Annotated in this window: 19 protein-coding genes, 1 tRNA gene and 1 pseudogene; 8 read left to right on the top strand and 13 right to left on the bottom strand. The window is 53.0% G+C overall.

What is annotated here, in order from left to right; genetic code table 11:
- Positions 1-87 precede the first annotated feature (87 nt).
- The 4 genes and pseudogenes from fusA to PMI41_RS25610 all read right to left on the bottom strand — a co-directional run bounded on the left by fusA (position 88) and on the right by PMI41_RS25610 (position 3,338).
- Positions 88-2,175: an elongation factor G gene (gene fusA, locus PMI41_RS03350; RefSeq protein ID WP_008121764.1), complete on the bottom strand. Its 2,088-nt coding sequence runs from the start codon at positions 2,173-2,175 to the stop codon at positions 88-90.
- A 33-nt stretch (positions 2,176-2,208) separates the two neighbouring features.
- Positions 2,209-2,679 carry a 30S ribosomal protein S7 gene (gene rpsG / locus PMI41_RS03345; protein WP_008121762.1) on the bottom strand — a complete coding sequence of 157 codons (471 nt, stop codon included), beginning with the start codon at positions 2,677-2,679 and terminating at the stop codon, positions 2,209-2,211.
- Between the two features lie 60 nt (positions 2,680-2,739).
- Positions 2,740-3,111: a 30S ribosomal protein S12 gene (gene rpsL / locus PMI41_RS03340; RefSeq protein ID WP_008121760.1), complete on the bottom strand. Its 372-nt coding sequence runs from the start codon at positions 3,109-3,111 to the stop codon at positions 2,740-2,742.
- A 39-nt stretch (positions 3,112-3,150) separates the two neighbouring features.
- Positions 3,151-3,338, bottom strand: a pseudogene (locus tag PMI41_RS25610) (hypothetical protein).
- 244 nt (positions 3,339-3,582) lie between these two features.
- Here PMI41_RS25610 and PMI41_RS03335 point away from each other — a divergent pair.
- The 8 genes from PMI41_RS03335 (at position 3,583) to PMI41_RS03300 (ending at position 9,958) form a co-directional block, all read left to right on the top strand.
- Entirely contained in the window at positions 3,583-3,864 is a 282-nt protein-coding gene (locus PMI41_RS03335; RefSeq protein ID WP_008121758.1) for a hypothetical protein, read from the top strand.
- Between the two features lie 164 nt (positions 3,865-4,028).
- A complete protein-coding gene (gene tssI / locus PMI41_RS03330) occupies positions 4,029-6,365 on the top strand; it encodes a type VI secretion system tip protein TssI/VgrG (protein WP_008121756.1) in 2,337 nt (778 codons plus the stop codon).
- 6 nt (positions 6,366-6,371) lie between these two features.
- Entirely contained in the window at positions 6,372-6,989 is a 618-nt protein-coding gene (locus PMI41_RS03325; RefSeq protein WP_008121754.1) for a DUF4123 domain-containing protein, read from the top strand.
- Complete coding sequence (locus PMI41_RS03320; protein WP_008121752.1) at positions 6,986-7,429, top strand: hypothetical protein; 444 nt, start codon at positions 6,986-6,988, stop codon at positions 7,427-7,429. The genes PMI41_RS03325 and PMI41_RS03320 overlap by 4 nt, the downstream gene beginning before the upstream one ends.
- Complete coding sequence (locus PMI41_RS03315) at positions 7,422-8,276, top strand: HNH endonuclease (RefSeq protein WP_008121750.1); 855 nt, start codon at positions 7,422-7,424, stop codon at positions 8,274-8,276. Before PMI41_RS03320 ends, PMI41_RS03315 begins: the two co-directional genes overlap by 8 nt.
- A 9-nt stretch (positions 8,277-8,285) precedes the next feature.
- Entirely contained in the window at positions 8,286-8,846 is a 561-nt protein-coding gene (locus tag PMI41_RS03310) for an SMI1/KNR4 family protein (protein WP_008121747.1), read from the top strand.
- Between the two features lie 43 nt (positions 8,847-8,889).
- Positions 8,890-9,651: a hypothetical protein gene (locus PMI41_RS03305; RefSeq protein WP_040853652.1), complete on the top strand. Its 762-nt coding sequence runs from the start codon at positions 8,890-8,892 to the stop codon at positions 9,649-9,651.
- 4 nt (positions 9,652-9,655) lie between these two features.
- Positions 9,656-9,958 (top strand): PAAR domain-containing protein, encoded by a 303-nt coding sequence (locus PMI41_RS03300; protein WP_157179298.1) that lies wholly within the window; start codon positions 9,656-9,658, stop codon positions 9,956-9,958.
- Between the two features lie 563 nt (positions 9,959-10,521).
- On the opposite strand, the gene rpoC is transcribed toward PMI41_RS03300, so the two are convergent.
- From rpoC to PMI41_RS03255, 9 genes are all read right to left on the bottom strand, one after another.
- Positions 10,522-14,730, bottom strand: a complete 4,209-nt coding sequence (gene rpoC, locus PMI41_RS03295; RefSeq protein ID WP_008121742.1) for a DNA-directed RNA polymerase subunit beta' — start codon at positions 14,728-14,730, stop codon at positions 10,522-10,524.
- 141 nt (positions 14,731-14,871) lie between these two features.
- Positions 14,872-19,026, bottom strand: a complete 4,155-nt coding sequence (gene rpoB / locus PMI41_RS03290; protein ID WP_008121740.1) for a DNA-directed RNA polymerase subunit beta — start codon at positions 19,024-19,026, stop codon at positions 14,872-14,874.
- 184 nt (positions 19,027-19,210) lie between these two features.
- Positions 19,211-19,585: a 50S ribosomal protein L7/L12 gene (gene rplL, locus PMI41_RS03285; protein ID WP_008121737.1), complete on the bottom strand. Its 375-nt coding sequence runs from the start codon at positions 19,583-19,585 to the stop codon at positions 19,211-19,213.
- A 47-nt stretch (positions 19,586-19,632) separates the two neighbouring features.
- On the bottom strand, positions 19,633-20,151 hold the full coding sequence (gene rplJ, locus PMI41_RS03280; protein WP_008121735.1) for a 50S ribosomal protein L10: 519 nt from the start codon (positions 20,149-20,151) through the stop codon (positions 19,633-19,635).
- Between the two features lie 339 nt (positions 20,152-20,490).
- Positions 20,491-21,189: a 50S ribosomal protein L1 gene (gene rplA, locus PMI41_RS03275; RefSeq protein ID WP_008121732.1), complete on the bottom strand. Its 699-nt coding sequence runs from the start codon at positions 21,187-21,189 to the stop codon at positions 20,491-20,493.
- Positions 21,190-21,193: 4 nt separating this feature from the next.
- A complete protein-coding gene (gene rplK / locus PMI41_RS03270; RefSeq protein ID WP_008121730.1) occupies positions 21,194-21,622 on the bottom strand; it encodes a 50S ribosomal protein L11 in 429 nt (142 codons plus the stop codon).
- Between the two features lie 165 nt (positions 21,623-21,787).
- Complete coding sequence (nusG, locus tag PMI41_RS03265) at positions 21,788-22,318, bottom strand: transcription termination/antitermination protein NusG (protein ID WP_008121728.1); 531 nt, start codon at positions 22,316-22,318, stop codon at positions 21,788-21,790.
- Positions 22,319-22,356: 38 nt separating this feature from the next.
- The gene (secE, locus tag PMI41_RS03260; RefSeq protein WP_008121726.1) at positions 22,357-22,557 is read right to left on the bottom strand and encodes a preprotein translocase subunit SecE; all 201 of its coding nucleotides are present in this window, start codon (positions 22,555-22,557) and stop codon (positions 22,357-22,359) included.
- A gap of 225 nt (positions 22,558-22,782) precedes the next feature.
- Positions 22,783-22,858, bottom strand: a tRNA-Trp gene (locus PMI41_RS03255).
- Positions 22,859-23,819: the final 961 nt, after the last annotated feature.

Here is a 23,819-nt window from a genome sequence, read left to right as displayed (position 1 = left end):
GTTCAAACTTGCTCTTAGCCATCTGAGCTCTCCGTTATATGTTCGCCTGCTCAGGCTTAACTTCAACTGTCAAGCGCAACCTGTTGGTTACGCAAACTTCTTCTGAATTTCCTGCGCGACAGCTGCCGGGACAGGTTCGTAGTGGTCGAACTGCATGGTGTACTGTGCACGGCCCTGGCTCATCGAACGCAGGTTGCTCACATAACCAAACATGTTGGCCAGTGGGACGTTTGCGTTGACAACAGTGGCAATACCACGCGCTTCGGTACCCGAGATCTGACCACGACGTGAATTCAGATCGCCAATCACGTCACCGACGTAATCTTCAGGCGTAACAACCTCGACCTTCATGATCGGCTCGAGCAGCTGGGCACCAGCCTTCTGCGCACCTTCACGGAATGCAGCGCGAGCTGCGATTTCGAAGGCGAGAACCGAAGAGTCGACGTCATGGTAGGCACCGTCGATCAGCGTGGCTTTCACGCCGAGCATCGGGAAGCCTGCGAGCGGACCCGCACCCATGACACTCTGGATGCCTTTTTCGACACCCGGGATGTATTCTTTAGGAACAGCACCACCGACAATCTTCGATTCAAAGATGAAATCATCACCTTCATGCGGCTCGAAGATAACCTTGATACGGGCGAACTGACCCGAACCACCGGACTGCTTCTTGTGTGTGTAGTCGATTTCCGCCTTGCGGGTGATCGATTCACGGTAGGCAACCTGCGGCTGACCGACATTGGCTTCAACCTTGAACTCGCGACGCATACGGTCAACGAGAATGTCGAGGTGAAGCTCGCCCATGCCGGCGATGATTGTCTGGCCGGATTCTTCATCCGACTTGACGCGGAATGAAGGATCTTCAGCTGCAAGACGATTAAGCGCGAGGCCCATCTTTTCCTGGTCAGCCTTGGTCTTTGGTTCGATCGAAATTTCGATGACCGGCTCAGGGAAGATCATGCGTTCAAGAATAACCGGCTTCAGAGGATCGCAAAGCGTATCGCCTGTTGTGGTTTCCTTGAGGCCTGCCAGAGCAACGATGTCGCCAGCAAAGGCTTCTTCGATGTCTTCACGTGAATTCGAATGCATCTGCAACATGCGGCCGATACGCTCACGCTTCAGCTTGACCGTGTTGTCGAGCGAGATGCCCTTGGTCAGCTTGCCGGAGTAGATGCGGCAGAATGTCAGCGAGCCAACGAACGGATCGTTCATGATCTTGAACGCGAGCATTGACAATGGCTCTTCATCCGACGACTTGCGAACTGTTTCAGTTTCGGTCTTCGGGTCGATACCCTTGATCGAAGGAACGTCAACAGGTGAAGGCAGGAAGTCAACGACACCGTCGAGCAGAGGCTGAACACCCTTGTTCTTGAATGCCGAGCCGCAGAATACCGGATGGAATTCAACGCGGCATGTACCGACACGGATCAGTTCACGCAGCTTGTCATTGTCTGGCATGTTGCCTTCGAGATAAGCCTCGGTAGCAGCTTCGTCGACTTCAACAGCGGTTTCGATGAGTTTTTCGCGGAATTCTTCAGCACGATCCTTAAGGTCAGCCGGAATTTCCACAACATCCCATTCAGCACCGAGCTGTTCGTCGCGCCATACAAGCGCCTTCATCTCGATCAGATCGATAACGCCCTTGAACTCTGTCTCAGCACCGATTGGCAGCTGCATGACGAGTGCCTTGGCACCAAGACGTGTCTTGACCATATCAACGCAGCGATAGAAATCGGCGCCGGTCTTGTCCATCTTGTTGACGAAGATCATGCGTGGAACATGGTACTTCTCAGCCTGACGCCATACGGTTTCAGTCTGCGGCTCTACACCGGCGTTGGCATCGAGCAGTGCAATCGCACCGTCGAGAACGCGCAGCGAGCGCTCTACTTCAATCGTGAAGTCAACGTGACCCGGAGTGTCGATGATGTTGAAGCGACGCTTCTTGCCATCACGGCCGGTCCAGTAAGTCGTGGTTGCAGCGGAAGTGATCGTGATACCACGCTCCTGCTCCTGCTCCATCCAGTCCATCGTAGCGGCGCCGTCATGGACTTCACCGATTTTGTGCGACTTGCCGGTGTAATAAAGAATACGCTCGGTGGTCGTTGTCTTGCCGGCGTCGATGTGCGCCATGATACCGAAGTTACGGTAGTCTTCGATTTTATATTCGCGGGCCATGATCTGGTGCCTCTAAGAATAGGGTTTCGACGATTACCAGCGGTAATGCGAGAATGCGCGGTTGGCTTCTGCCATGCGATGCGTGTCTTCACGCTTCTTCACAGCCGAGCCGCGGTTGTTTGCAGCATCCAGAAGCTCACCGGACAGGCGATCAACCATTGTCGTCTCGTTGCGGCCACGGGCTGCATTGATCAGCCAACGGATTGCAAGAGCCTGACGGCGCTCAGGACGAACATCGACCGGCACCTGGTAAGTCGCACCACCAACACGGCGCGAACGCACTTCAACGTGCGGCGCTACATTGTCGAGGGCCTGATGGAACAGGGCAACTGGCTCCTGCTTGCTCTTGGCTTCGACTGACTCAAGCGCACCGTAAACGATACGTTCAGCAATCGACTTCTTGCCATGATGCATGACTGCATTCATGAACTTTGTCAGAACGAGATCACCGAACTTTGGATCCGGGTTGATCTCACGCTTTTCTGCACTATGGCGTCTGGACATATTCTTTGTCTCTTATCTGCATCGGGTTGACCTACCTGGTGGCCAAAGTCCCGGAAAATCTTACTTCGGACGCTTCGCACCGTACTTGGAACGGCGCTGCTTGCGGTTCTTTACGCCCTGGGTATCCAGAACACCGCGGATGATGTGGTAACGAACACCCGGCAAATCCTTTACACGACCGCCGCGGATCATCACGACAGAGTGCTCCTGAAGGTTATGACCTTCACCTGGAATATATCCGATGACTTCGAAGCCATTGGTCAAACGCACCTTGGCGACCTTACGCAGAGCCGAGTTTGGCTTCTTCGGTGTCGTCGTATAGACGCGAGTGCAAACACCGCGCTTTTGCGGGTTTTCCTGCAGTGCAGGGACTTTATTGCGCTTTACCGGCGCAGTGCGCGGCTTGCGGATCAACTGGTTTACGGTAGGCATTCAACCTTCCCTCTTTCAAAAATCTCGTATCTTCGCCCGTCAGGGCCGTTTCAGCGCCATGCTCATGCACGAATTCGGGCAACTAAACCACCGCGAGGGTGGTTGCCCGAGTAAAAGCAGAGGAAGCCAGAAGGCCTCATGCGAGCGGCAAATTGCATTTCGTTCGTAAAACGAACCCTGTTTGAGATGAACTCCAGAGCGTGTCGCTCCGAAATGACCAATCTCACATCGGCTCAGATGGGCTGCTGATACTGGTGTTCCGGCCTTTCGTCAAGCCTGAACCCCAAATATTCTTGAAGCACGCAGCATTTGCTGGCGCTTTTGCAGCCCGAAGACCGATAGTTTCGTCAGACAATCATTAATTCAAGTTAAATTTCGTTTTCTTCACAGGGAATCCTGGCGACTCGGGTGCCACACAGACCTGTTCTGTCTATTCTCACCGAAGAAATCGAAGAATCGGGAATCAAACCAATGCCAACGGACAATCCGGAACCGAAAATCGTTCATCTCGTCGTTGCTGACGTGTGGAAAGCCAAACAGGAAGAGCCGCGTCAGGTTCACCTTCTTCTTATGAGGGATGATTCCGAAGGTCTGGTAGATTTCGCGCTGCAGATTCTGGCCAATGAAGGTTATGACGAAGCAGAACTGCTTGAAATCGGCACACTGACAGAAGAGCCGACTGAAGAACCCCACCTCTCCGCCTACAAGAACGCGCTCACCGGCCAGATCGCAATGATAGAGTTCAATGAATAATCGGTCATTGTCATCAAATCTACAGTCAACAAACTTATAAGGGAGCTACTTCCCGCAAGGATAGGCTTGCATCTTGCCTAATACCATAGGTTGCAATTGTATTATTCCCTGCGTAACATTTTCGTAGACCTCTAAATACAAAGTCGTAAATCTAAAGGCATAGTATGGAATATGAGTTCTTCGATGCGGGCCTGACGCAGGCTGATCGACTTTTGCGCATATCCACTCCTCTTGGAGCGGATGTCATGCTGCCGGAGAAGATGATCGTTCACGAGCAGATCAGCGGTCTTTTTGAGATTGAAGTTCTCGTCAAATCCAAACGCACAGATATCAAGCCCGATGAAATCGTCGGCAAGATGGTTGATCTGTCACTGGAGATTGCCATCGGTGTGCGCCGCCCATGGAATGGGCTGGTCACGGAACTGATGGAAGGTCCGCCCGTATCGCGAGGCTTGCGCACTTACCGCCTTATCATCCGCCCGCATCTATGGCTGCTGTCGCAACGCAGCGACCACAGAATCTGGATGGATCAAAGCTCCGTACAGGTTCTTGAGACATTATTGAAAGAACACGGGATCAAGTCTGCGGTTACGGGAGGTATCGTTACCCCCCCTGCTCCTGAACATTACAGTGTGCAGTACGGCGAAACCGATCTGGCCTACCTGACAAGACGGCTTGAGGTTGATGGCATCTTTCTCTGGTTCGAACATGAAGAAGGTTCGCACACACTGCATGTTGCCAGCCATCCTTTCGGTTACACGGAAGGCCCGGAAACTGAAGTCCGTCTGGCCGCCGGTTCCTCGGACCGCAATCATATCACCAGCTTTCAGCGCAGCTATCAGTTCACTCCGGGAAAACGCGCCACCGGCGATTGGAATTTCCAGATACCAAGCGGCCCGCAGGGAGCCGTTACCAACTCTCTGGTCTCGCTGCCGGGCAATGCTGAATATGAGTTGTTCGAATATCCTGCAAAAGCACTCGATGTAGCGTCCAGCGAAAAAGCATCCAAGCTGCGTATGCAGGCTGTGGAAGCGGATCACGAGAAGATCAATGGTGGCTCTTCAATTCGCACCCTCGCTGCCGGTCGCAAGTTCAAACCATATGAAGTCTCGCATGCCGATCACGCATTTGAAGAATATGTCGTGACCGCAATAAGACACGTCATCGTCGATCATTCCTACGAAACCGTAGAAGGCGGCGAACTGGAATACGAGAATTCATTCGTCGCTCTGCCATCACGCTTGCCGGCCACGCCGCATCGCTCCACCCCTCGCCCGCGCATCGATGGATCGCAGGTTGCTATTGTTGCCGGACCTCCCGGCGAAGAAATCCACCCGAATGAATTTGGCCAGATCAAGGTGTGGTTTCCCTGGCAGCGCAAGCGCGCCAAGAAGGATGGATCGGACACCTGCTGGATTCGGGTGATGCAGTCATGGGCTGGTGCCGGATTTGGTGCGCAGATCATTCCGCGCATCGGCATGGAAGTCATGGTTACCTATCTTGAAGGCGATCCGGACAGACCGGTTGTCACCGGCATCGTGCCAAATCCAAGCACAAAAGTTCCCTATGATCTGCCTGTCAACAAGACGCGCACGGTCATCCGTTCAAACACGCATAAGGGTAAAGGCTTCAACGAGCTGTCGTTCGAAGATGAGGCGGGCAAGGAGAACCAGTTCTTTCACGCCCAGAAGGATCAGACCACACGCGTTTTGAACAACCGAACAAAACGTATCGACGCCAATGAAGTCTCGTCCGTGGGTGCCAACCGCGCCGTTGAGGTCGCTGGTCATCAAAAGCATGAGATTGGCGGCTCGATGAATATGGTCGTAGGCGGCACGGGCGCCGATGCCATGGGTCTTGTAACCCAGATTGCGGGTCTTGCAGGCCAGACGGCAGGACTGATGCAACAAGCCGGTCAGAAAGCCGGTGGCGCTCCCAACCTCATAAACTTTGCAATGTCACTGGGCCAATCTGCACTTGGGTTTCTCTCTGCTTCGGGGCTCGGCGCTCGCGAGGGTGTTGTGTCTGGTCCAAGCCCGCGCTCCGATCAGGGAACGGCCCTCGCCGCATCTGGCGATGGTATGGGCAAGGCAACCGGGTCGCTCTTCCAGTTGCCCGGTATCATGAACACCATTGTTTCCAATTTCAAATCTGACACGATCGGGGTTGCCAGGGCCGAACAGATCGGTGTCAGCAAAGTGACCAATGTCGGCAAGACTTCTTTGGAGAAAGTCGGCCAGATCAAAAAAATTCAGGTCGGCGGTCGTTTTGAAATCGAGGTCAAGGACGTCATTTTCAGCACCACCGAAAAGCACACCATGATTGCGAGTGACAAGATCATTCTGGCAGCACCTGGCGGGGTCATCGAGATCAACAAGCAAGGTGTATTTATCAAAGCCAAGAAAATCGAATTCAAGGCCAACTCGATAAATTTCAAGCGTGGCAGCGATGGGAAAAACACCAAAAAGCCGCTCGCTGAAGACTGTTCAAAGAAGAAATAAACCCCAATGGAACAGCCGTCGTCCGCTTTAAATCAGAACGAACTGCTTGCTGGATTGCTACTGCGAGCCTCCGGCTACGATGCCGGGGTTCAAATTGGCACATCCCCCCAACTTCATCTTTATGCAATCGTTGATGCATCGCGCGGTCCAATGCTCATTCCGGCAACACTGGATGCACGGGCCAGCAGGGTTGAGTGCCTTTATCGTGGAAAAGCACTGGAAGAGTTTGGAGATGATACAGCATGGGTAGCAGAGCTTCTGCCGACAGAGAGCACCCTCGACTGGATTGTTGAGGAAGGGTTTGGAAAACGTTGGGCGATCTTTGCAACATCGCGGTTGGAGCTTGCGGCTTTCGTGTCTCATCTACGCAAATTCACGCTCATCGAGGATGACGAAGGAACCCACCACTTTTTCCGATTTTACGACCCTCAGACCTTGCGTCAATTTTTACCCGCTTTTGACAATCAGCAATTGGCGAGATTTTTCAAAGGTGTTGACGCCTACTATCTGGAAAACACCCTCAATCCAGATGAACTGATTGAGTTCCGGATAGATGGAGACGCCCTGACGCACAACACACATTCGCTGCGACTGCCAATGGAAGCAGAGGAGTTTTCCACATGATCATGAAGTTCACCCGCCAGCAGACCATGGCACATGTGCGCGACGACACAGATTTTGCCGAATGGTACGTTGAAGATTTCATGAAAAACAATCTTGCTACCTTCTATTACGAAGTGAGCGACAGCGGAAAACGCGAAATGACCATTAATGGCCGCCATTACGCAAAGGGCTTTGGTCTTCTGGATTCACAACATCAAGCCCATTTTATCACTCTGATGTGGCAGATGGGCCCCAACTTTTTTTCCTTCCCGGCTTTCAGGACAATACTGACCAATTCAAAGCTCGGAGAAGCCGAGAAGTTTGACAGGATTTATCAAATTCCACCGGAAGAGGCTGCTGTTGCTATTGAAAACGGCGATGATAACTGGTGGTGGCCGGAGATGGTTCCGATAGAGCAACGTCATTTGATGCCAGCGGGAGTGATAACGACCAATGTCTAGTTATCTGGCAAGAGAAGGTGTCGACATTGGTCAGACACGCACCGCTTACGGCGAACTTCAACAGCTGAACCAGAAATATGGTGAGCTGGCGACTGATGTCGGTCTTGCGGCAGGCGGCGCGCTGCCTCCACCATTCGGCACGGCGGCCGATGTCGCTTCACTCGGTCGCTCTTTATGGAAAGGTGACTGGGGTGGTGCATTGTTTGACGTTGTTGGCTTCGTTCCGATTTTTGGCGATGCTGCCAAGGCGGGCAGGATTGCCAATAAGCTGGTAGATATCAAACGTGGTGTCGATGCAGCTGCCAGCGGTGTTGCCAGAATGATGAACAAGACAAAAAGCGCAGCGACGAAATATTGGGACGATATCATTAAACGGAACAAGGCTGCCTACGAAGAGGCCCTTAAAAAGTGCAACGGGTCAAAAGCCTGCAAGGAAGCAGCGGCCCTGAAAAAGGGACCCCAATACGCAAATACTCCCAAAGATGGACCCAATGGCAGTTGGACCAAAGGCGAACGTGGCGATGGCACCTGGACGCCTACCAATGGCGGCCCGCCAGTGGAATACAAGAATGGTTTTCCTGACTACAAACCTTTTTCAAAAGGCGAAGTTGATATTCCCATGCAGGGAAACAGAACTTCCGATTTTACCAATGCGGACAAGGCCATGCGCGAGAAGCTGGGAGATCCGAACTGGGAACGACCGAGCGGCCATACCTGGCATCACAATGAGAATGGCGTGACGATGGAACTTATTCCCCAAAATGTTCATGCGACTGGCGGCGGTGCATCCACACCGCACATGGGGGGCGCTTCGCTTCACGACGGAAGCCAGACCGCTGAATTTTAAGGAGCTTTTATGAGCAACAAGCTGATCAGACCAAGTCAACAGGGATCTCAAAGAATAACTTGGGACGATGTTCCAAATCCCACCGCGGAAGTCACAGCCTTCGAAAGTCAAAATAACTTTACGCTGCCCAATGACTATCGCCGTTTTATTTTAAACTATAATGGCGGGCGCGTTTATCCCTGCATGTTCAAATATACGGTACCATTGGAAATATATCCTTCGGCGGAGCCGGTAACATTTCTCGATCCTTTGTATGATTGGGCTTTTGCCATGCAGATATGGAACGGAGAAATATATCCGGGAAGCAACCCGCCCAATATGCTGGCTATTGGATCAGATCCCGGCGGACTGCAAGTTCTGCTCTCGCTGCAGAAAGACAGCTTCGGCAAAATTTTCACTTGGGTGCAATCCCAGGAAAGCTGGGGGGCTGAAAATAATGACACGATTTATCCGCAAGCAGCTTCGTTTCGGGAATTCATGGATAGCTTATACGACAATGCGGATAAGGACGCCTATGAATATTGGCATCGCCCGGGATTGGCTCATCTCGAGCGCAAACTTGAAATCTGAAGTCGTATCAGCTTCGCGTAAAATCACTGAACGGGCACTCTAAATGGCGTTTCCAATCGAGCTGAGAAAAACGTTTCTGGAAAATTGGCCGGAAGAGTTGCTTGAACGCTCCTTCCGCCATGAGAAAATTGTGCTGTCAGTTGAGGATACAATTGCTCTGGGCAGCATGTCAGTGGAATTCCGTGAAGCAATGTCCCTCTTCGGAAATTATCCACTTTCCGATGAGTTCTACGAAGCTTTGAATGCCGGCGTTGCAAAATTTTCTGAGGGGGTAATGCCTCGCCTTGGATATTGCAGCTGGAAAGATTCAACGCTTGTGCACCAGTCCGCCAAAACACCAAAGCAAGTGCTTTCGAACATTACCCGTCCCAATCGCCGTATCGCCACCGCCTTGCAGGAAAACGCAGTAGACGGTGTTGAAACGCCGCTGTTCCTGCGCCAATGGGCCGATATTCCCGCATGGTCAGAATTCAGAATATTCATGAAAGCGCGTAAGTTTTCCGGCATTTCCCAGTATTACTATAGGGACCATTTTCCAGAAATTGCAGAGAACCTGACCGAGGTGCGCGCTGCATTGACAGAGTTTTGCGTGGAGTTCAGCCAGATATCGCATATGGATACGGTCATCGCCGACGTCTATCTGCGCACGTTGCCCGATGGTCAATTCAAGGCTCGATTAATTGAGCTCAACCCCTATAGCGTTCAATCAGACCCGTGCTTCTATTCTTGGGACAATATGGACAGCTTTGACGCGCGGTTGGTTTTCCGGCAGGGTACTCAGATCATGACAGCGAAACTCGGGTAGATTGATCATGGCCAAAGCGGTAACCCTTCTCGGACACATGCATACCTGTCCCATGGTTGATCCCGGCCCTCGCCCGCATGTTGGTGGACCGGTTGTATCCACGAGCCAAAGTTTCGTGACCGTCAATGGTATTCCGATCGCCACCGTTACCGACAAATGCCTGTGCACCGGCGTCCCCACGACTGCCGCCATTACCGGCGGATCATCAATTGCAAAGATCGATGGCAAAAAGATTGCCCGCATCACCGACGGCTGCGAACATGGCGGGAAGCTGGTTCAGGGCGAAAGCTGGCTCAAGTTCGATTAACATCTGCTGTTGAGATGAATCCATCGCCGCCAACAAATTATACCCGGGCAATATTGTTAACGCCGTAAATTGACTGATCCCATTTTCTGGAAATTGATTTGCCGCTGCGTTCCCCTTTGCAGGCTCAGTCTATGTGCATCGTCTCCTCGAACAGCTACCCCCCTGAAATAAAACAGCGAGTGTTGCAGGGGTCATCAAATGCAGCGGTAACGACCAGTGTAATGCAAACATTGGCGTCGATTATTCTGTCTGGTCACGACCGTCTTGTATGGGTCCACGACAGTTTCGCCATTCGTGACTCTTCACAGTTTTCCACGACTGTATCGCTATCCTGAACGACTGTTTGCAGCTCTCCATGACAGTCTCTGAAGTCTCAACGACGAATGCAGGCATTCCTCCAACAATTTCGAGCATTTTAGGCTGGGGTGCGAGCAAAATTGGCGATTTTGGTAGCAGAAATACCATCACCAGTAGCAATTTAGTTGTGCTTGGTTGTTCAGCCAAGAAAAAGGCCGCCCGGGATTTCTCCGGGGCGGCCTTTTTATCAGATTCAGGTAACCAGCTTATTCGGCTGGCTGACCCGTCATGTCGGTCAGCATCGGACCAGCTTTCGCAGCACTTGCTCCGGCTTCCTTGCGGCGCTCGTCGATGATCAACTCGTCGCGAGCTCCGGCAATGCGGCGGATCTGCTTCACCGTTCCGCCTGTACCTGCCGGGATCAAACGTCCAACAATGACGTTTTCCTTCAGGCCCTGCAGAGCATCCATCTTGCCGGCAACAGCAGCTTCCGTAAGGACGCGTGTTGTTTCCTGGAAGGACGCCGCCGAGATAAACGAAGGTGTCTGCAAAGATGCCTTGGTGATGCCGAGCAGCACTGGTGTGCCGTAGCCTGGCTTCTTGCCATCTTCTTCAAGACGCTCGTTAATTTCGTCCAGCTCGATCCGGTCGACATGATCGCCAGCAATAAAGCCTGTGTCACCGGATTCGGTGATTTCGACCTTCTGCAGCATCTGACGGACAATCACTTCAATGTGCTTGTCGTTGATCAAAACGCCCTGCAAACGATAGACTTCCTGGATTTCGTTGACCAGGTAGGAAGCCAAAGCCTCCACACCCTTAATCGCCAGGATGTCGTGCGGTGCCGGGTTGCCGTCGAGGATATAATCGCCCTTTTCGATAGCGTCGCCATCCTGAAGATGGAAAGGCTTGCCCTTGGGGATCAGATACTCAACTGGCTCAAACGTCTCGTCGTTCGGTTCGATAACGATGCGGCGCTTGTTCTTGTAGTCGCGACCAAAACGAACAGTACCATCGATTTCGGCGATGATAGCATGATCCTTTGGACGGCGTGCTTCGAACAGTTCCGCAACGCGCGGCAGACCACCCGTGATGTCCTTGGTCTTGGCGCTTTCCATCGGAATACGCGCAAGAACGTCACCAGCCTTGACGTGCGAGCCAGGCTCGACCGAAAGGATGGATTCCACTGACAGCTGGAAGCGAGCATCGCCACCTTTTGCCAGTTTCAGAACCTTGCCGGCCTTATCCTTGACCACGATGCATGGCTTCAGATCCGAACCGCGAGGGGTAGAACGCCAATCGATAACCACGCGCTTGGTGATACCGGTGGACTCGTCCGTCGTTTCCGTGACCGAAAGACCATCGACCATGTCTTCGAATTCGACATGACCTTCGACTTCCGTCATGATTGGACGGGTATACGGATCCCACTCAGCAACACGCTGGCCGCGCTTGACCGTATCGCCATCGTCAACATAGATGCGCGAACCATAGGTAACGCGGTGTGTTGCGCGTTCCTTGCCTGTCGCATCCAGAATGACAACAGCCATGTTGCGGCCCATGACGACCAGATGGCCATCCGAGTTACGCACCACGTTGCGGTTGCGAATCTGCACTGTGCCTTCATAGCTGGCTTCGAGGAACGACTGATCGACAACCTGCGCTGTACCACCAAGGTGGAACGTACGCATCGTCAACTGCGTGCCCGGCTCACCGATCGACTGAGCAGCGATAACGCCGACAGCTTCACCCTGGTTGACCGGAGTACCACGGGCCAGATCGCGGCCGTAGCACTTGGCGCAGATGCCGCCCCGGGTCTCACATGTGAGAGCCGAACGGATGCGGATCGACTGAACGCCAGCCTTTTCGATGGCATCAATGTCGAACTCGTCGATGATATTGCCGCCAGTAACAAGCACATCGCCTGAAACAGGATGCAAGATATCTTCGAGTGCGGTACGTCCGAGAACGCGCTGACCAATCGTTGCAACAACCTGACCAGCATCCACGATCGGTTGCATTGTGAGGCCGGTAGTCGTGCCACAATCAACCGAAATGACGATGCAATCCTGAGCAACGTCAACGAGACGGCGTGTCAGATAGCCGGAGTTAGCTGTCTTCAAGGCAGTATCAGCAAGTCCCTTACGGGCACCGTGGGTCGAGTTGAAGTACTCGTTCACGGTCAGGCCTTCCTTGAAGTTCGAAATGATCGGCGTTTCGATGATTTCGCCCGAAGGCTTGGCCATCAGGCCGCGCATACCGCCCAGCTGACGCATCTGGTTCGGAGAACCACGAGCGCCGGAGTGCGACATCATATAGATCGAGTTCATCTGCTTCTGGCGACCAGTAACAGCGTCAAACTCGACAGCCTTAATGCGGGCCATCATTTCGTCAGCGACCTTCTCGGTGCACTTGCCCCAAGCGTCAACAACCTTGTTGTACTTCTCGCCCTGAGTGATCAGGCCGTCATTGTACTGCTGTTCGTATTCTGTCGCCAAAGCTTCGGTTTCGGCAACCAGCTTCGCTTTGGTTTCCGGAATGACCATGTCGTCCTTGCCGAAAGAAATACCGGCACGGCAAGCGTGGCCGAAGCCGAGCTGCATGATACGATCGCAGAAAATGACTGTCTCTTTCTGTCCGCAATGGCGATAGACCGTGTCGATCATCTTGGAGATGTTCTTCTTGGTCATTTCCTGATTGCAGATGTCGAAAGGCACGTTGTGGTGCTTAGGCAGAAGCTCGCCGATGATCATACGGCCAGGCGTCGTGTCGAAAATCTTCGACGTTGGCTTGCCATCAGCATCAATGCTCTTGAAGCGGCCCTTGATCTTCGTGTGAAGAGTAACGGAACCATTGCCGATAGCATGATGAAGTTCGCCCATATCGGCAAACGCCATGCCTTCGCCCGGCTCTTTAACCGCAACGATCGACAGATAGTACAGGCCAAGAACCATGTCCTGCGACGGAACGATAACCGGCAGACCGTTTGCAGGGTGCAGGATGTTGTTCGTCGACATCATCAGAACGCGGGCTTCAAGCTGCGCTTCCAGAGAAAGCGGAACGTGAACAGCCATCTGGTCACCGTCAAAGTCCGCGTTGAAAGCGGTACAAACGAGCGGGTGCAGCTGGATAGCCTTGCCTTCGATCAGGGTGGGTTCGAATGCCTGGATACCAAGACGATGCAACGTCGGAGCGCGGTTCAGCAGAACCGGATGCTCGCGGATGACCTCATCGAGAATATCCCAGACTTCCGGCTTTTCCTTTTCAACCAGCTTCTTTGCCTGCTTGACGGTTGAGGAATAACCCTTCGCGTCGAGACGGGCATAGATGAACGGCTTGAACAGTTCGAGCGCCATTTTCTTTGGCAGGCCGCACTGGTGAAGCTTGAGTTCCGGACCAGTAACGATAACCGAACGACCGGAGTAATCGACGCGCTTGCCGAGAAGGTTCTGACGGAAACGGCCCTGCTTGCCCTTGAGCATATCGGACAGCGACTTCAGAGGACGCTTGTTGGCACCGGTGATGACGCGACCGCGACGACCGTTGTCGAACAACGCATCAACCGATTCCTGAAGCATGCGCTTTTCGTTACGGATGATGATGCCAGGCGCGCGCAGTTCGATCAGGCGCTTCAGGCGGTTGTTACGGTTGATCACGCGACGATAAAGGTCGTTCAGATCGGACGTGGCGAAACGTCCGCCATCCAGTGGAACCAGGGGGCGCAGGTCTGGAGGAATGACCGGAACGATCTTCATGATCATCCATTCCGGACGGTTACCCGATTCCAGGAAGTTTTCGACGATCTTCAGACGCTTCATCAGCTTTTTCTGCTTCAGGTCGGACGTTGTTGTCGCCAGATCTTCACGCAGGTCGCCAGCAATCTTTTCCAGATCCATGGAAGCGAGAAGCTCATGAATTGCTTCTGCACCGATCAGCGCAGTGAAGGAATCTTCACCATACTCATCGACAGCAATCATGTATTCTTCTTCCGAAAGAAGCTGGTGTTCCTTCAGGGCAGTCAGGCCTGGTTCGGTAACAATGTAGTTCTCGAAATAGAGAACGCGCTCGATACCCTTCAGGGTCATGTCGAGCAATGTACCGATACGGCTTGGCAGGGACTTCAGGAACCAGATATGCGCAACCGGCGCAGCAAGTTCAATATGGCCCATGCGCTCACGGCGAACACGTGACAGCGTGACTTCCACACCGCACTTTTCGCAGATGATGCCCTTGTATTTCATGCGCTTGTACTTGCCGCACAAGCATTCATAGTCCTTGATCGGCCCGAAGATCCGAGCACAGAAAAGACCATCCCGCTCCGGCTTAAACGTGCGGTAGTTGATCGTCTCCGGCTTCTTGATCTCACCGTATGACCAGGACAGAATCTTCTCAGGGCTGGCGATCGAAATCCTGATGGAATCGAATGCCTGCACAGGCGCCTGAGGATTGAAAAGATTCATGACCTCTTGGTTCATGCCGTTTCTCCATGGGGCAAAAAGTGCCCTCTCCTTGCGATGAATATCCGCCACCGCGGTCCATCTAGATCAAATGCCGCTTCTTCAGCGGCTCGAAACGAATGTCGGGGTGCACGAAACTGCTCGTGCACCCTGACGTTTTTACTCTGCAGCGTCAGGCAATGCCTGCTGCTGTTCCTGCTGGCGTGTGTCGTCCAGCTCGACATTGAGGCCGAGCGAACGCATTTCCTTGACGAGAACGTTGAAGCTCTCCGGAATACCGGCTTCAAACGTATCGTCGCCACGGACGATTGCTTCGTAGACCTTGGTACGACCGGCGACATCGTCGGACTTGACCGTAAGCATTTCCTGCAGCGTGTAAGCTGCACCGTATGCTTCCAGTGCCCAGACCTCCATTTCACCGAAGCGCTGACCACCGAACTGAGCTTTACCGCCCAGTGGCTGCTGCGTAACGAGCGAGTAAGGTCCGATCGAACGGGCGTGGATCTTGTCATCAACCAGATGGTGCAGCTTCAACATGTAGATGTAGCCGACAGTCACCTGACGATCAAAAGTTTCACCCGTACGTCCATCGTACAATGTCGACTGACCAGAGGACTTGAGGCCTGCCTGTTCCAGCATCACATTGATGTCTGGCTCATGCGCACCATCAAACACCGGCGTAGCAATCGACACACCGCGCTTCATCTGCTCGCCAAGACGAACGATGCTCTCATCGTCGTAATTGCGAACCGGCTCGTTGCGGTCGTTGTCGGGAATGATCGACTCGATCGTTGCCCGCAGCGGCGCAATATCGCCCTGCTCACCCTGTGCATGCTGCGCCTTGTAAGCTTCGATCAGTTCCCCGATCTTCTTGCCCATTCCAGCGCAAGCCCAGCCCAGATGCGTCTCAAGGATCTGACCGACGTTCATTCGACTTGGCACGCCAAGCGGATTGAGAACGATGTCAACATGCGTTCCATCTTCAAGGAACGGCATATCCTCAACAGCAGCAATACGTGAAACAACACCCTTGTTGCCGTGACGGCCAGCCATCTTGTCGCCTGGCTGGATCTTGCGCTTAACAGCAACAAAGACCTTGACCATCTTCATGACACCTGGAGGCATCTCGTCGCCGCGCTGGACCTTTTCGACCTTGTCCATGAAGCGCTGTTCAAGCAACTTCTTGGAGTCGTCATACTGGTTGCGCAGAGCTTCGATTTCGCCCTGAAGCTTTTCGTCTTCCACGGCAAACTGCCACCATTGGGAACGCGGGTATTCGCCCATGACGTCCTGAGTAACAACCGTGCCCTTCTTGAAGGCCTTCGGTCCTGCAACAGCAGATTTGCCGTTGAGAACGTCAGCAAGACGGCCATAGACGTTACGATCCAGGATAGCCTGTTCGTCATCGCGGTCCTTGGCCAAGCGCTCGATTTCCTCGCGCTCGATTGCCATGGCACGTTCGTCCTTTTCAACGCCGTGGCGATTGAAAACGCGAACTTCCACTACCGTACCGTAAGTTCCGGGCGGCATACGCATTGAGGTGTCACGAACGTCCGACGCCTTTTCACCGAAGATGGCGCGCAGAAGCTTTTCTTCCGGCGTCATCGGGCTTTCACCCTTCGGCGTGATCTTGCCGACGAGAATATCGCCCGGCTGAACTTCGGCACCGATGTAAACAATACCGGCTTCGTCAAGGTTCTTCAGAGCTTCTTCCGAAACGTTCGGAATGTCGCGCGTGATTTCTTCCGGTCCAAGCTTCGTATCGCGAGCCATGACTTCGAACTCCTCGATATGGATCGAGGTGAAGACGTCATCCGAAACGATCTTTTCAGACAGCAGGATGGAGTCTTCGTAGTTGTAGCCATTCCAAGGCATGAACGCGACCAGCACGTTGCGGCCAAGAGCCAGATCACCCAGATCCGTCGAAGGACCGTCAGCAATGATATCGCCCTTTTCGATCCGGTCGCCTACACGTACCAGCGGACGCTGATTGATGCAGGTGTTCTGGTTCGAACGCTGGAACTTCATCAGGCGATAAATATCAACGCCTGACTTGCCAGGCACGAGATCTTCCGTGGCACGAATAACGATACGTGTCGCATCAACCTGATCGACGATACCTGTGCGGCGTGCACCGATAGCTGCACCGGAGTCGCGAGCAACAACCGGCTCCATGCCTGTACCAACGAATGGCGCTTCAGCACGAACCAGAGGAACGGCCTGACGCTGCATGTTCGAGCCCATCAGAGCGCGGTTGGCGTCGTCGTTTTCCAGGAACGGAATAAGCGCTGCGGCAACCGAAACGAGCTGCTTAGGCGAAACGTCCATCAGATCCACGTTTTCACGTGGCGCCATCAGAACTTCACCTGCATGGCGGCAGACAACGAATTCATCCGTGAAGGCACCGGAAGCATCCAGTTCCACATTGGCCTGCGCCACGTGATACTTGGCTTCTTCCATTGCCGACAGATAGACAACGTCGTCCGTTACCTTGCCGTCGATGATCTTGCGGTACGGGCTTTCAATGAAGCCGTATTTGTTGACCCGGGCAAAGGTTGCAAGCGAGTTGATCAGACCGATATTCGGGCCTTCCGGCGTCTCAATCGGGCAGATACGACCGTAATGTGTCGGATGAACGTCGCGCACTTCGAAGCCAGCGCGTTCGCGGGTCAAACCGCCAGGTCCCAAGGCCGAAAGACGACGCTTGTGCGTGATCTCGGACAGTGGGTTGGTCTGATCCATGAACTGTGAAAGCTGCGAGGAACCGAAGAATTCACGAACGGCAGCTGCAGCTGGCTTCGCGTTGATCAGGTCCTGCGGCATTACCGTGTCGATTTCAATGGACGACATACGTTCCTTGATGGCGCGCTCCATGCGAAGCAGACCAACACGGTACTGGTTTTCCATCAATTCGCCGACCGAACGCACACGGCGGTTGCCGAGATTGTCGATATCGTCGATTTCACCGCGGCCATCGCGCAGATCAACCAGCATCTTCACGACGGCAAGAATGTCTTCTCTGCGCAGAATACGGACAGTATCTTCCGCATCCAGATCAAGGCGCATGTTCATCTTGACGCGGCCAACAGCCGACAGATCATAACGTTCGCTATCGAAGAAGAGCGATTTGAACATCGCTTCCGCCGAATCGATTGTCGGTGGTTCACCCGGGCGCATGACACGGTAAATGTCGAACAATGCGTCCTGACGGCTTTCGTTCTTGTCCACGGCAAGCGTGTTACGGATGTACGGTCCGATATTGACGTGGTCGATATCGAGAACGTTGATTTCCGAAACGCCGGTGTCGAGCAGAACCTTGAGTGTCTTCTCGTCAAGCTCATCGCCTGCTTCGAGATAAACTTCACCGGTTTCCATGTTGACGATATCTTCGGCAAGATATGAGCCGAGCAGATCGTCTTCAGTCGCCTTGATGAACTTCAAGCCCTTTTCAGCAAGCTGCTTGGCGCTGCGTGCAGTCAGCTTCTTGCCGGTTTCGAGGATAACCTCGCCGGTGTCCGCATCGATAACGTCAGAGGTCGCCTTGAAGCCGCGGAAACGGTCAACAGAGAATGGAATACGCCACGTATCGCCATCACGGTTGAATGTCAGCGAGTTATAGAATGTCGACAGGATCTCTTCTGGATCCATGCCAAGCGCCATCAACAAGGAAGTCGCAGGAATCTTGCGACGGCGATCGATACGCGCATAGACAACGTCCTTGGCATCGAATTCGATATCGAGCCATGAGCCGCGATAAGGAATGACGCGTGCCGCAAACAGAAGCTTGCCGGACGAATGGGTCTTGCCCTTGTCGTGATCGAAGAACACACCGGGTGAGCGGTGCATCTGCGAAACGATCACGCGCTCGGTGCCGTTTACAATGAACGTACCATTATCGGTCATGAGCGGCATATCGCCCATGTAAACGTCCTGTTCCTTGATGTCCTTGATCGACTTCGCGCCGGTATCTTCATCAATATCGAACACGATAAGGCGCAGCGTCACCTTGAGTGGCGCAGCATATGTCAGATCGCGCTGACGGCATTCGTCAACGTCGAATTTTGGAGCTTCGAATTCGTACTTGACGAATTCGAGCATGGAAGCGCCAGAGAAATCCTGGATTGGGAAAACAGACTTGAATACAGCCTGCAAACCTTCGTCCAAACGTCCGCCCTTGGGCTCTTCCACCATCAGAAACTGATCGTAGGAAGCCTTTTGAACCTCGATGAGGTTCGGCATCTCTGCGACTTCCGGAATCTTACCGAAAAACTTGCGTACGCGCCTACGACCATTGAAAGAATGGGTCTGAGCCATCGTCGCTCCTCGTCTTTATGCCAGAAACTGGCCTGTTTCTTAAAACCGCGTATGCGGCCCCGTGAACGGGACAAAACCCGTTTCCTGAAAGCACCAAATTGCCATCAGGAAAAGGGTTGAGTACCGGGCCCTCCGAAGAGGGTAGTCGGCGGACAGGTTGCCCTGCCCGCCAATAACGCAAGGATTACTTGAGTTCGACCTTGGCGCCAGCTGCTTCGAGCTGAGCCTTGATCTTGTCTGCTTCGTCCTTGGCTGCGCCTTCCTTAACTGCCTTAGGAGCAGCTTCAACGAGGTCCTTGGCTTCTTTCAAGCCCAGACCGGTGATTGCGCGGACTTCCTTGATCACGTTGATCTTGTTAGCGCCGGCATCGGTCAGAACGACGTCGAATTCAGTCTTTTCTTCAACAGCAGCTGCAACTGCACCACCGCCAGCAGCGGCAACAGCAACAGGAGCAGCAGCAGAAACGCCCCACTTCTCTTCGAGAAGCTTGGAAAGTTCCGCAGCTTCAAGAACTGTAAGGTTGGACAGGTCTTCTACGATCTTTGCGAGATCAGTCATTGTGTTATTCCTTTACAAGGTTCGATATATTGACAGCGAGAACGGCCTTATGCCGCTTCGTCCTTCCGGGCATAGGCGCCAAAAACGCGAGCGAGCTGAGCTGCCGGTGCGTTTACGACCTGAGCAATGCGGGAGGCCGGTGTCTGGATCATACCAACCAGCTTTGCGCGCAACTCGTCGAGTGATGGGAGTGCGGCAAGAGCCTTCACGCCATCAGCATCTAGAGTTGTTGCTCCCATTGAGCCACCCAGGATAACGAGCTTTTCGTTGCCCTTGGCAAATTCAATGGCGATCTTTGGTGCCGTAATCGGATCATTGGAATAGGCAACAAGTGTCTGACCTACGAATAGATCAGAAATGCCTTCCGAATCCGTGCCTTGAAGAGCGATCTTGGCAAGGCGGTTCTTCGCGACTTTAACAGTACCACCAGCATCACGCATCTTGGAGCGAAGGTCGCTCAGCTGCGCAACGGTGAGACCGGTATAGTGGGCCACGACAACTGAACCGGAATCCTTGAAGACCCCATTCAGCCAAGTGACAAATTCGCGCTTTTCCGCTTTTTCCACTGTCTCTCTCCATTTGACAGAAATGCGATATTGCATTTCTGCCGGGTTGCCTTTTGTTGCCAGCCTCCAGTCCGAAGACTGAAACCAAACAACAGTTGAGGATCCTGTCCCCCCTGCTTCGCCGGATTGGCTGCAAGCGAAAGGCAACTACGGTTCGAACCTTGTTCTTCGGGCAAAGCCCTCAAATCAAAGTTTTTCCACGTCTCATGCAGGTTCTGACGAATTAAGGCGAACCACCCGCAATCTCGGACAGGATAATCGGACTTTCATCCGATTATCCAGGCCCCGAAAGGCCTGGAATTCCTTTCAATCAAGCTGTTATGCTTGAAATATCAACAATTACGCAATGCGAACTGTTGCAGGATCAATCTTCACGCCAGCGCCCATCGTCGAAGAAATCGCGACGCGCTTTACGTATTCGCCCTTGGAACCAGCAGGCTTTGCCTTGGTTACCGCATCGGCGAAAGCCTTGATGTTCTCTTCAAGTGCCTTGGCATCGAAGGAAGCCTTGCCAACGCCAGCATGAATGATACCAGCCTTTTCAACGCGGAACTCAACAGCACCGCCCTTGGAAGCCTTAACAGCAGCCGTTACGTCAGTCGTAACAGTACCAACCTTCGGGTTTGGCATCATGCCGCGAGGTCCGAGAACCTTGCCGAGACGGCCAACGAGCGGCATCATGTCTGGTGTTGCAATGCAGCGATCAAAATCGATCTTGCCGCCATTGACGATTTCAAACAGATCTTCCGCACCAACAATGTCAGCACCGGCAGCCTTGGCTTCATCAGCCTTGGGGCCACGGGCGAACACGGCAACACGAACAGTACGGCCAGTGCCGTTTGGCAGATTGACGACGCCACGAACCATCTGGTCCGCATGGCGGGGATCAACGCCGAGGTTCATTGCAACTTCGATGGTTTCGTCAAACTTGGCAACTGCACGCTCCTTGACCATGGCAATAGCCGAAGTCAGATCATAGAGCTTGTTGCGGTCAATGCCTTCACGAACCTTCGCTACGCGCTTTGCTACTTTTGCCATTGGATCAGCCCACCACTTCCAGGCCCATCGAACGGGCAGAACCTTCGACCATGCGCATTGCAGATTCAACGTCTGCTGCGTTCAGGTCTTTCATCTTTGCTTCAGCGATTTCGCGGACTTTCTCACGCGTAACCTTGCCGGCAACGACCTTACCTGGCTCTTTGGAACCGGACTTCAGGTTTGCAGCCTTCTTGAGGAAGTAGGAAACCGGAGCGGTTTTCATCGCAAAAGTGAAGGACTTGTCCTGATAATATGTAATCACGACTGGAACAGGTGAACCCTTTTCCATTTCCTGCGTAGCCGCATTGAAGGCCTTGCAGAATTCCATGATGTTGATGCCGCGCTGACCAAGTGCCGGTCCGATTGGCGGGGATGGCGTTGCCGATCCTGCCGATACCTGCAGCTTGAGCTGGCCTGCTACTTTCTTAGCCATTATACTCTGCCTTATGGTTATGCCGGATAAACCGGCATCTTTACATTATGCTGGAGAACCAGCGGTTGCAGTTTGGTGGTTCGGTTTGAGAACCCGGCTAAGGTTTCTCGCCTCCCACCCTTCGTCACCGTGGTGACAGGACAGCTACAAAAGCCGCCCGAATGATCAGACTTTTTCCACCTGACCAAATTCCAGATCGACCGGCGTTGCGCGGCCGAAGATCGAAACTTCGACCTTGAGGCGTGAACGCTCTTCGTCAACTTCCTGTACGGTACCGTTGAAGGATGCAAACGGACCATCAGCGACACGAACGCTCTCACCAATCTCGAACGAGATCGAAGCCTTCGGACGCTCGACGCCTTCCTGAACCTGGGTCAGGATGCGCTCTGCTTCCTTGTCGGAAATGGCGATCGGCTTGTTGTCCGAACCAAGGAAACCTGTAACCTTCGGCGTGTTCTTGATCAGGTGATAGGCATCATCTGTCAGATCAGCGCGAACCATGACGTAACCGGGGAAGAACTTGCGCTCTGCGTCAACCTTGCGGCCGCGGCGCACTTCAACCACTTTTTCAGTTGGAACGAGGATCTTTTCAAAAAGATGCGACAGACCCTTCTGTCGCGCCTTCTCTTCGATCGACTCGGCAACCTTCTTCTCAAAATTCGAATAGGCGTGAACGATATACCAGCGCGCGGTCATTGTTGAATTCCCAATCCCGATTTTCTTGTCAGCCTGCGTTAACGACCAAGACCGAGAATGAGATCAATCCCGTATGCCATCAACTGATCAGCTGCGAAAAAGAAGATCGCAGCAAAGAACGCCATTATCATCACCATCGCAGTGGAAATGAGCGTTTCGCGACGCGAAGGCCATGTGACCTTTGCGGTTTCAGCGCGCACTTGCTGAAAAAAAGTTATTGGATTCGTTTTGGATGCCATTTACCGCTCGTGCGTGTCATTTCGCTGCAAACACACTGCATTAATAATAAAATGCCGACTGTTCACACCATTACGGCCCGTAAAGCTGATTATTCAGCTCCACGCACCGCGTGTCTGTTGACGTTACATAGAACCGATTCCGGTAAAACACAAGGCCCCGGAGTCAATTCCTTCTCAACATCTGCAGTTACACCATCCAATCGTGTACCCAGCAGACTATATAGATGGCAGGGGAGACAGGATTCGAACCTGCGACCTACGGTTTTGGAGACCGCCGCTCTACCAACTGAGCTACTCCCCTATCTTCGGGGCGTACATTCCACAAAGCCGCAGCCTTTTCAAGGGCCATATTACAAACTTATCGCTTTATAAGACGAAGTTCGTTGCTCTACGCTATAAGAACAGCGTGCAAAAAGTTATTTCTTTCCTCAAAACGGAAGCGATCGGGTTCAGCAACGAATGGCGCAATATAATTTTGCGCAGCTGCTGCCAAATTCGTCCCCTACTCTCTCGAGCTTTAGCAATATCAAAGCCGAAAAGATTGATGGAATCGAATCGCACCCCTTCAATCTTCGCTATAAAACCATGTTCGAATTCCGTCTTGCCAACGTAGTATTCCGCAATTTTCCCTGTCCATTCTAACGTATAACTGCCGTCAGAGGTGCGGCTATGGCGCTTAGTCTTGTGGTCTGCGACAGCATCATGACCTAATAAATATATGCCAAACGCCTGAGCATCAAAGAAGGTATCCCAGCTTACGGGTAGAGGATCAGCCGAAAAATGATACTCGTTGCAGTCAAATGAAAATGGCTTTGTGCCATCTGATACGGCTATGCCGGGACTGGAGCTTGTATGACTTCCGCCAATCCAGCATCGCTGATAATTGTTCTAGGCGTGTTTTGACTGCCAATCCGCTTTGCCGTCCTCGTCTCCGGCTACGAAATGGGTGCCATCTATCGCATTATAGTCTTCCGAAATTAATTCGAATGCGATCGACATAGCCGGCTCCGGTTGCGGACCATCGAAACAATACGGCCCGAACTCATTGTAGATTGCCGCATTCCATCTGCAGGATTTGATGCGATGTCCATCCGGCCAAGGGTTGCCCGGAAACACTATGCGCCCGTTAATAACACCCACCTGTTTGTCCTTTGTTTACCGATACTTCTCAGATTTGTCACACGGAACAGGCATCCATGCAAAAAGGGCGATCCAGTGGACCGCCCTTCCCGATTCGAATTGTCAGACGACAATCTTACTCA

The sequence above is a fragment of the Phyllobacterium sp. YR531 genome (assembly GCF_000282595.1).
GTDB lineage: Bacteria > Pseudomonadota > Alphaproteobacteria > Rhizobiales > Rhizobiaceae > Phyllobacterium.
Note: the sequence above shows the minus strand (reverse complement) of the source record. Positions and strands in the feature narration are given on the sequence as shown.

What these genes read in the sequence shown, in the direction of transcription:
- PMI41_RS03320 (WP_008121752.1), top strand. Translation starts at nt 6,986, where the DNA reads ATGATCATGAAGTTCACCCGCCAGCAGACCATGGCACATGTGCGCGAC.
- rplL (WP_008121737.1), bottom strand. Translation starts at nt 19,585, where the DNA reads ATGACTGATCTCGCAAAGATCGTAGAAGACCTGTCCAACCTTACAGTT.
- PMI41_RS03315 (WP_008121750.1), top strand. Translation starts at nt 7,422, where the DNA reads ATGTCTAGTTATCTGGCAAGAGAAGGTGTCGACATTGGTCAGACACGC.
- rpoB (WP_008121740.1), bottom strand. Translation starts at nt 19,026, where the DNA reads ATGGCTCAGACCCATTCTTTCAATGGTCGTAGGCGCGTACGCAAGTTT.
- rpoC (WP_008121742.1), bottom strand. Translation starts at nt 14,730, where the DNA reads ATGAACCAAGAGGTCATGAATCTTTTCAATCCTCAGGCGCCTGTGCAG.
- PMI41_RS03310 (WP_008121747.1), top strand. Translation starts at nt 8,286, where the DNA reads ATGAGCAACAAGCTGATCAGACCAAGTCAACAGGGATCTCAAAGAATA.
- fusA (WP_008121764.1), bottom strand. Translation starts at nt 2,175, where the DNA reads ATGGCCCGCGAATATAAAATCGAAGACTACCGTAACTTCGGTATCATG.
- PMI41_RS03325 (WP_008121754.1), top strand. Translation starts at nt 6,372, where the DNA reads ATGGAACAGCCGTCGTCCGCTTTAAATCAGAACGAACTGCTTGCTGGA.
- PMI41_RS03335 (WP_008121758.1), top strand. Translation starts at nt 3,583, where the DNA reads ATGCCAACGGACAATCCGGAACCGAAAATCGTTCATCTCGTCGTTGCT.
- tssI (WP_008121756.1), top strand. Translation starts at nt 4,029, where the DNA reads ATGGAATATGAGTTCTTCGATGCGGGCCTGACGCAGGCTGATCGACTT.
- rplK (WP_008121730.1), bottom strand. Translation starts at nt 21,622, where the DNA reads ATGGCTAAGAAAGTAGCAGGCCAGCTCAAGCTGCAGGTATCGGCAGGA.
- nusG (WP_008121728.1), bottom strand. Translation starts at nt 22,318, where the DNA reads ATGACCGCGCGCTGGTATATCGTTCACGCCTATTCGAATTTTGAGAAG.
- rpsL (WP_008121760.1), bottom strand. Translation starts at nt 3,111, where the DNA reads ATGCCTACCGTAAACCAGTTGATCCGCAAGCCGCGCACTGCGCCGGTA.
- secE (WP_008121726.1), bottom strand. Translation starts at nt 22,557, where the DNA reads ATGGCATCCAAAACGAATCCAATAACTTTTTTTCAGCAAGTGCGCGCT.
- rplA (WP_008121732.1), bottom strand. Translation starts at nt 21,189, where the DNA reads ATGGCAAAAGTAGCAAAGCGCGTAGCGAAGGTTCGTGAAGGCATTGAC.
- rpsG (WP_008121762.1), bottom strand. Translation starts at nt 2,679, where the DNA reads ATGTCCAGACGCCATAGTGCAGAAAAGCGTGAGATCAACCCGGATCCA.
- PMI41_RS03305 (WP_040853652.1), top strand. Translation starts at nt 8,890, where the DNA reads ATGGCGTTTCCAATCGAGCTGAGAAAAACGTTTCTGGAAAATTGGCCG.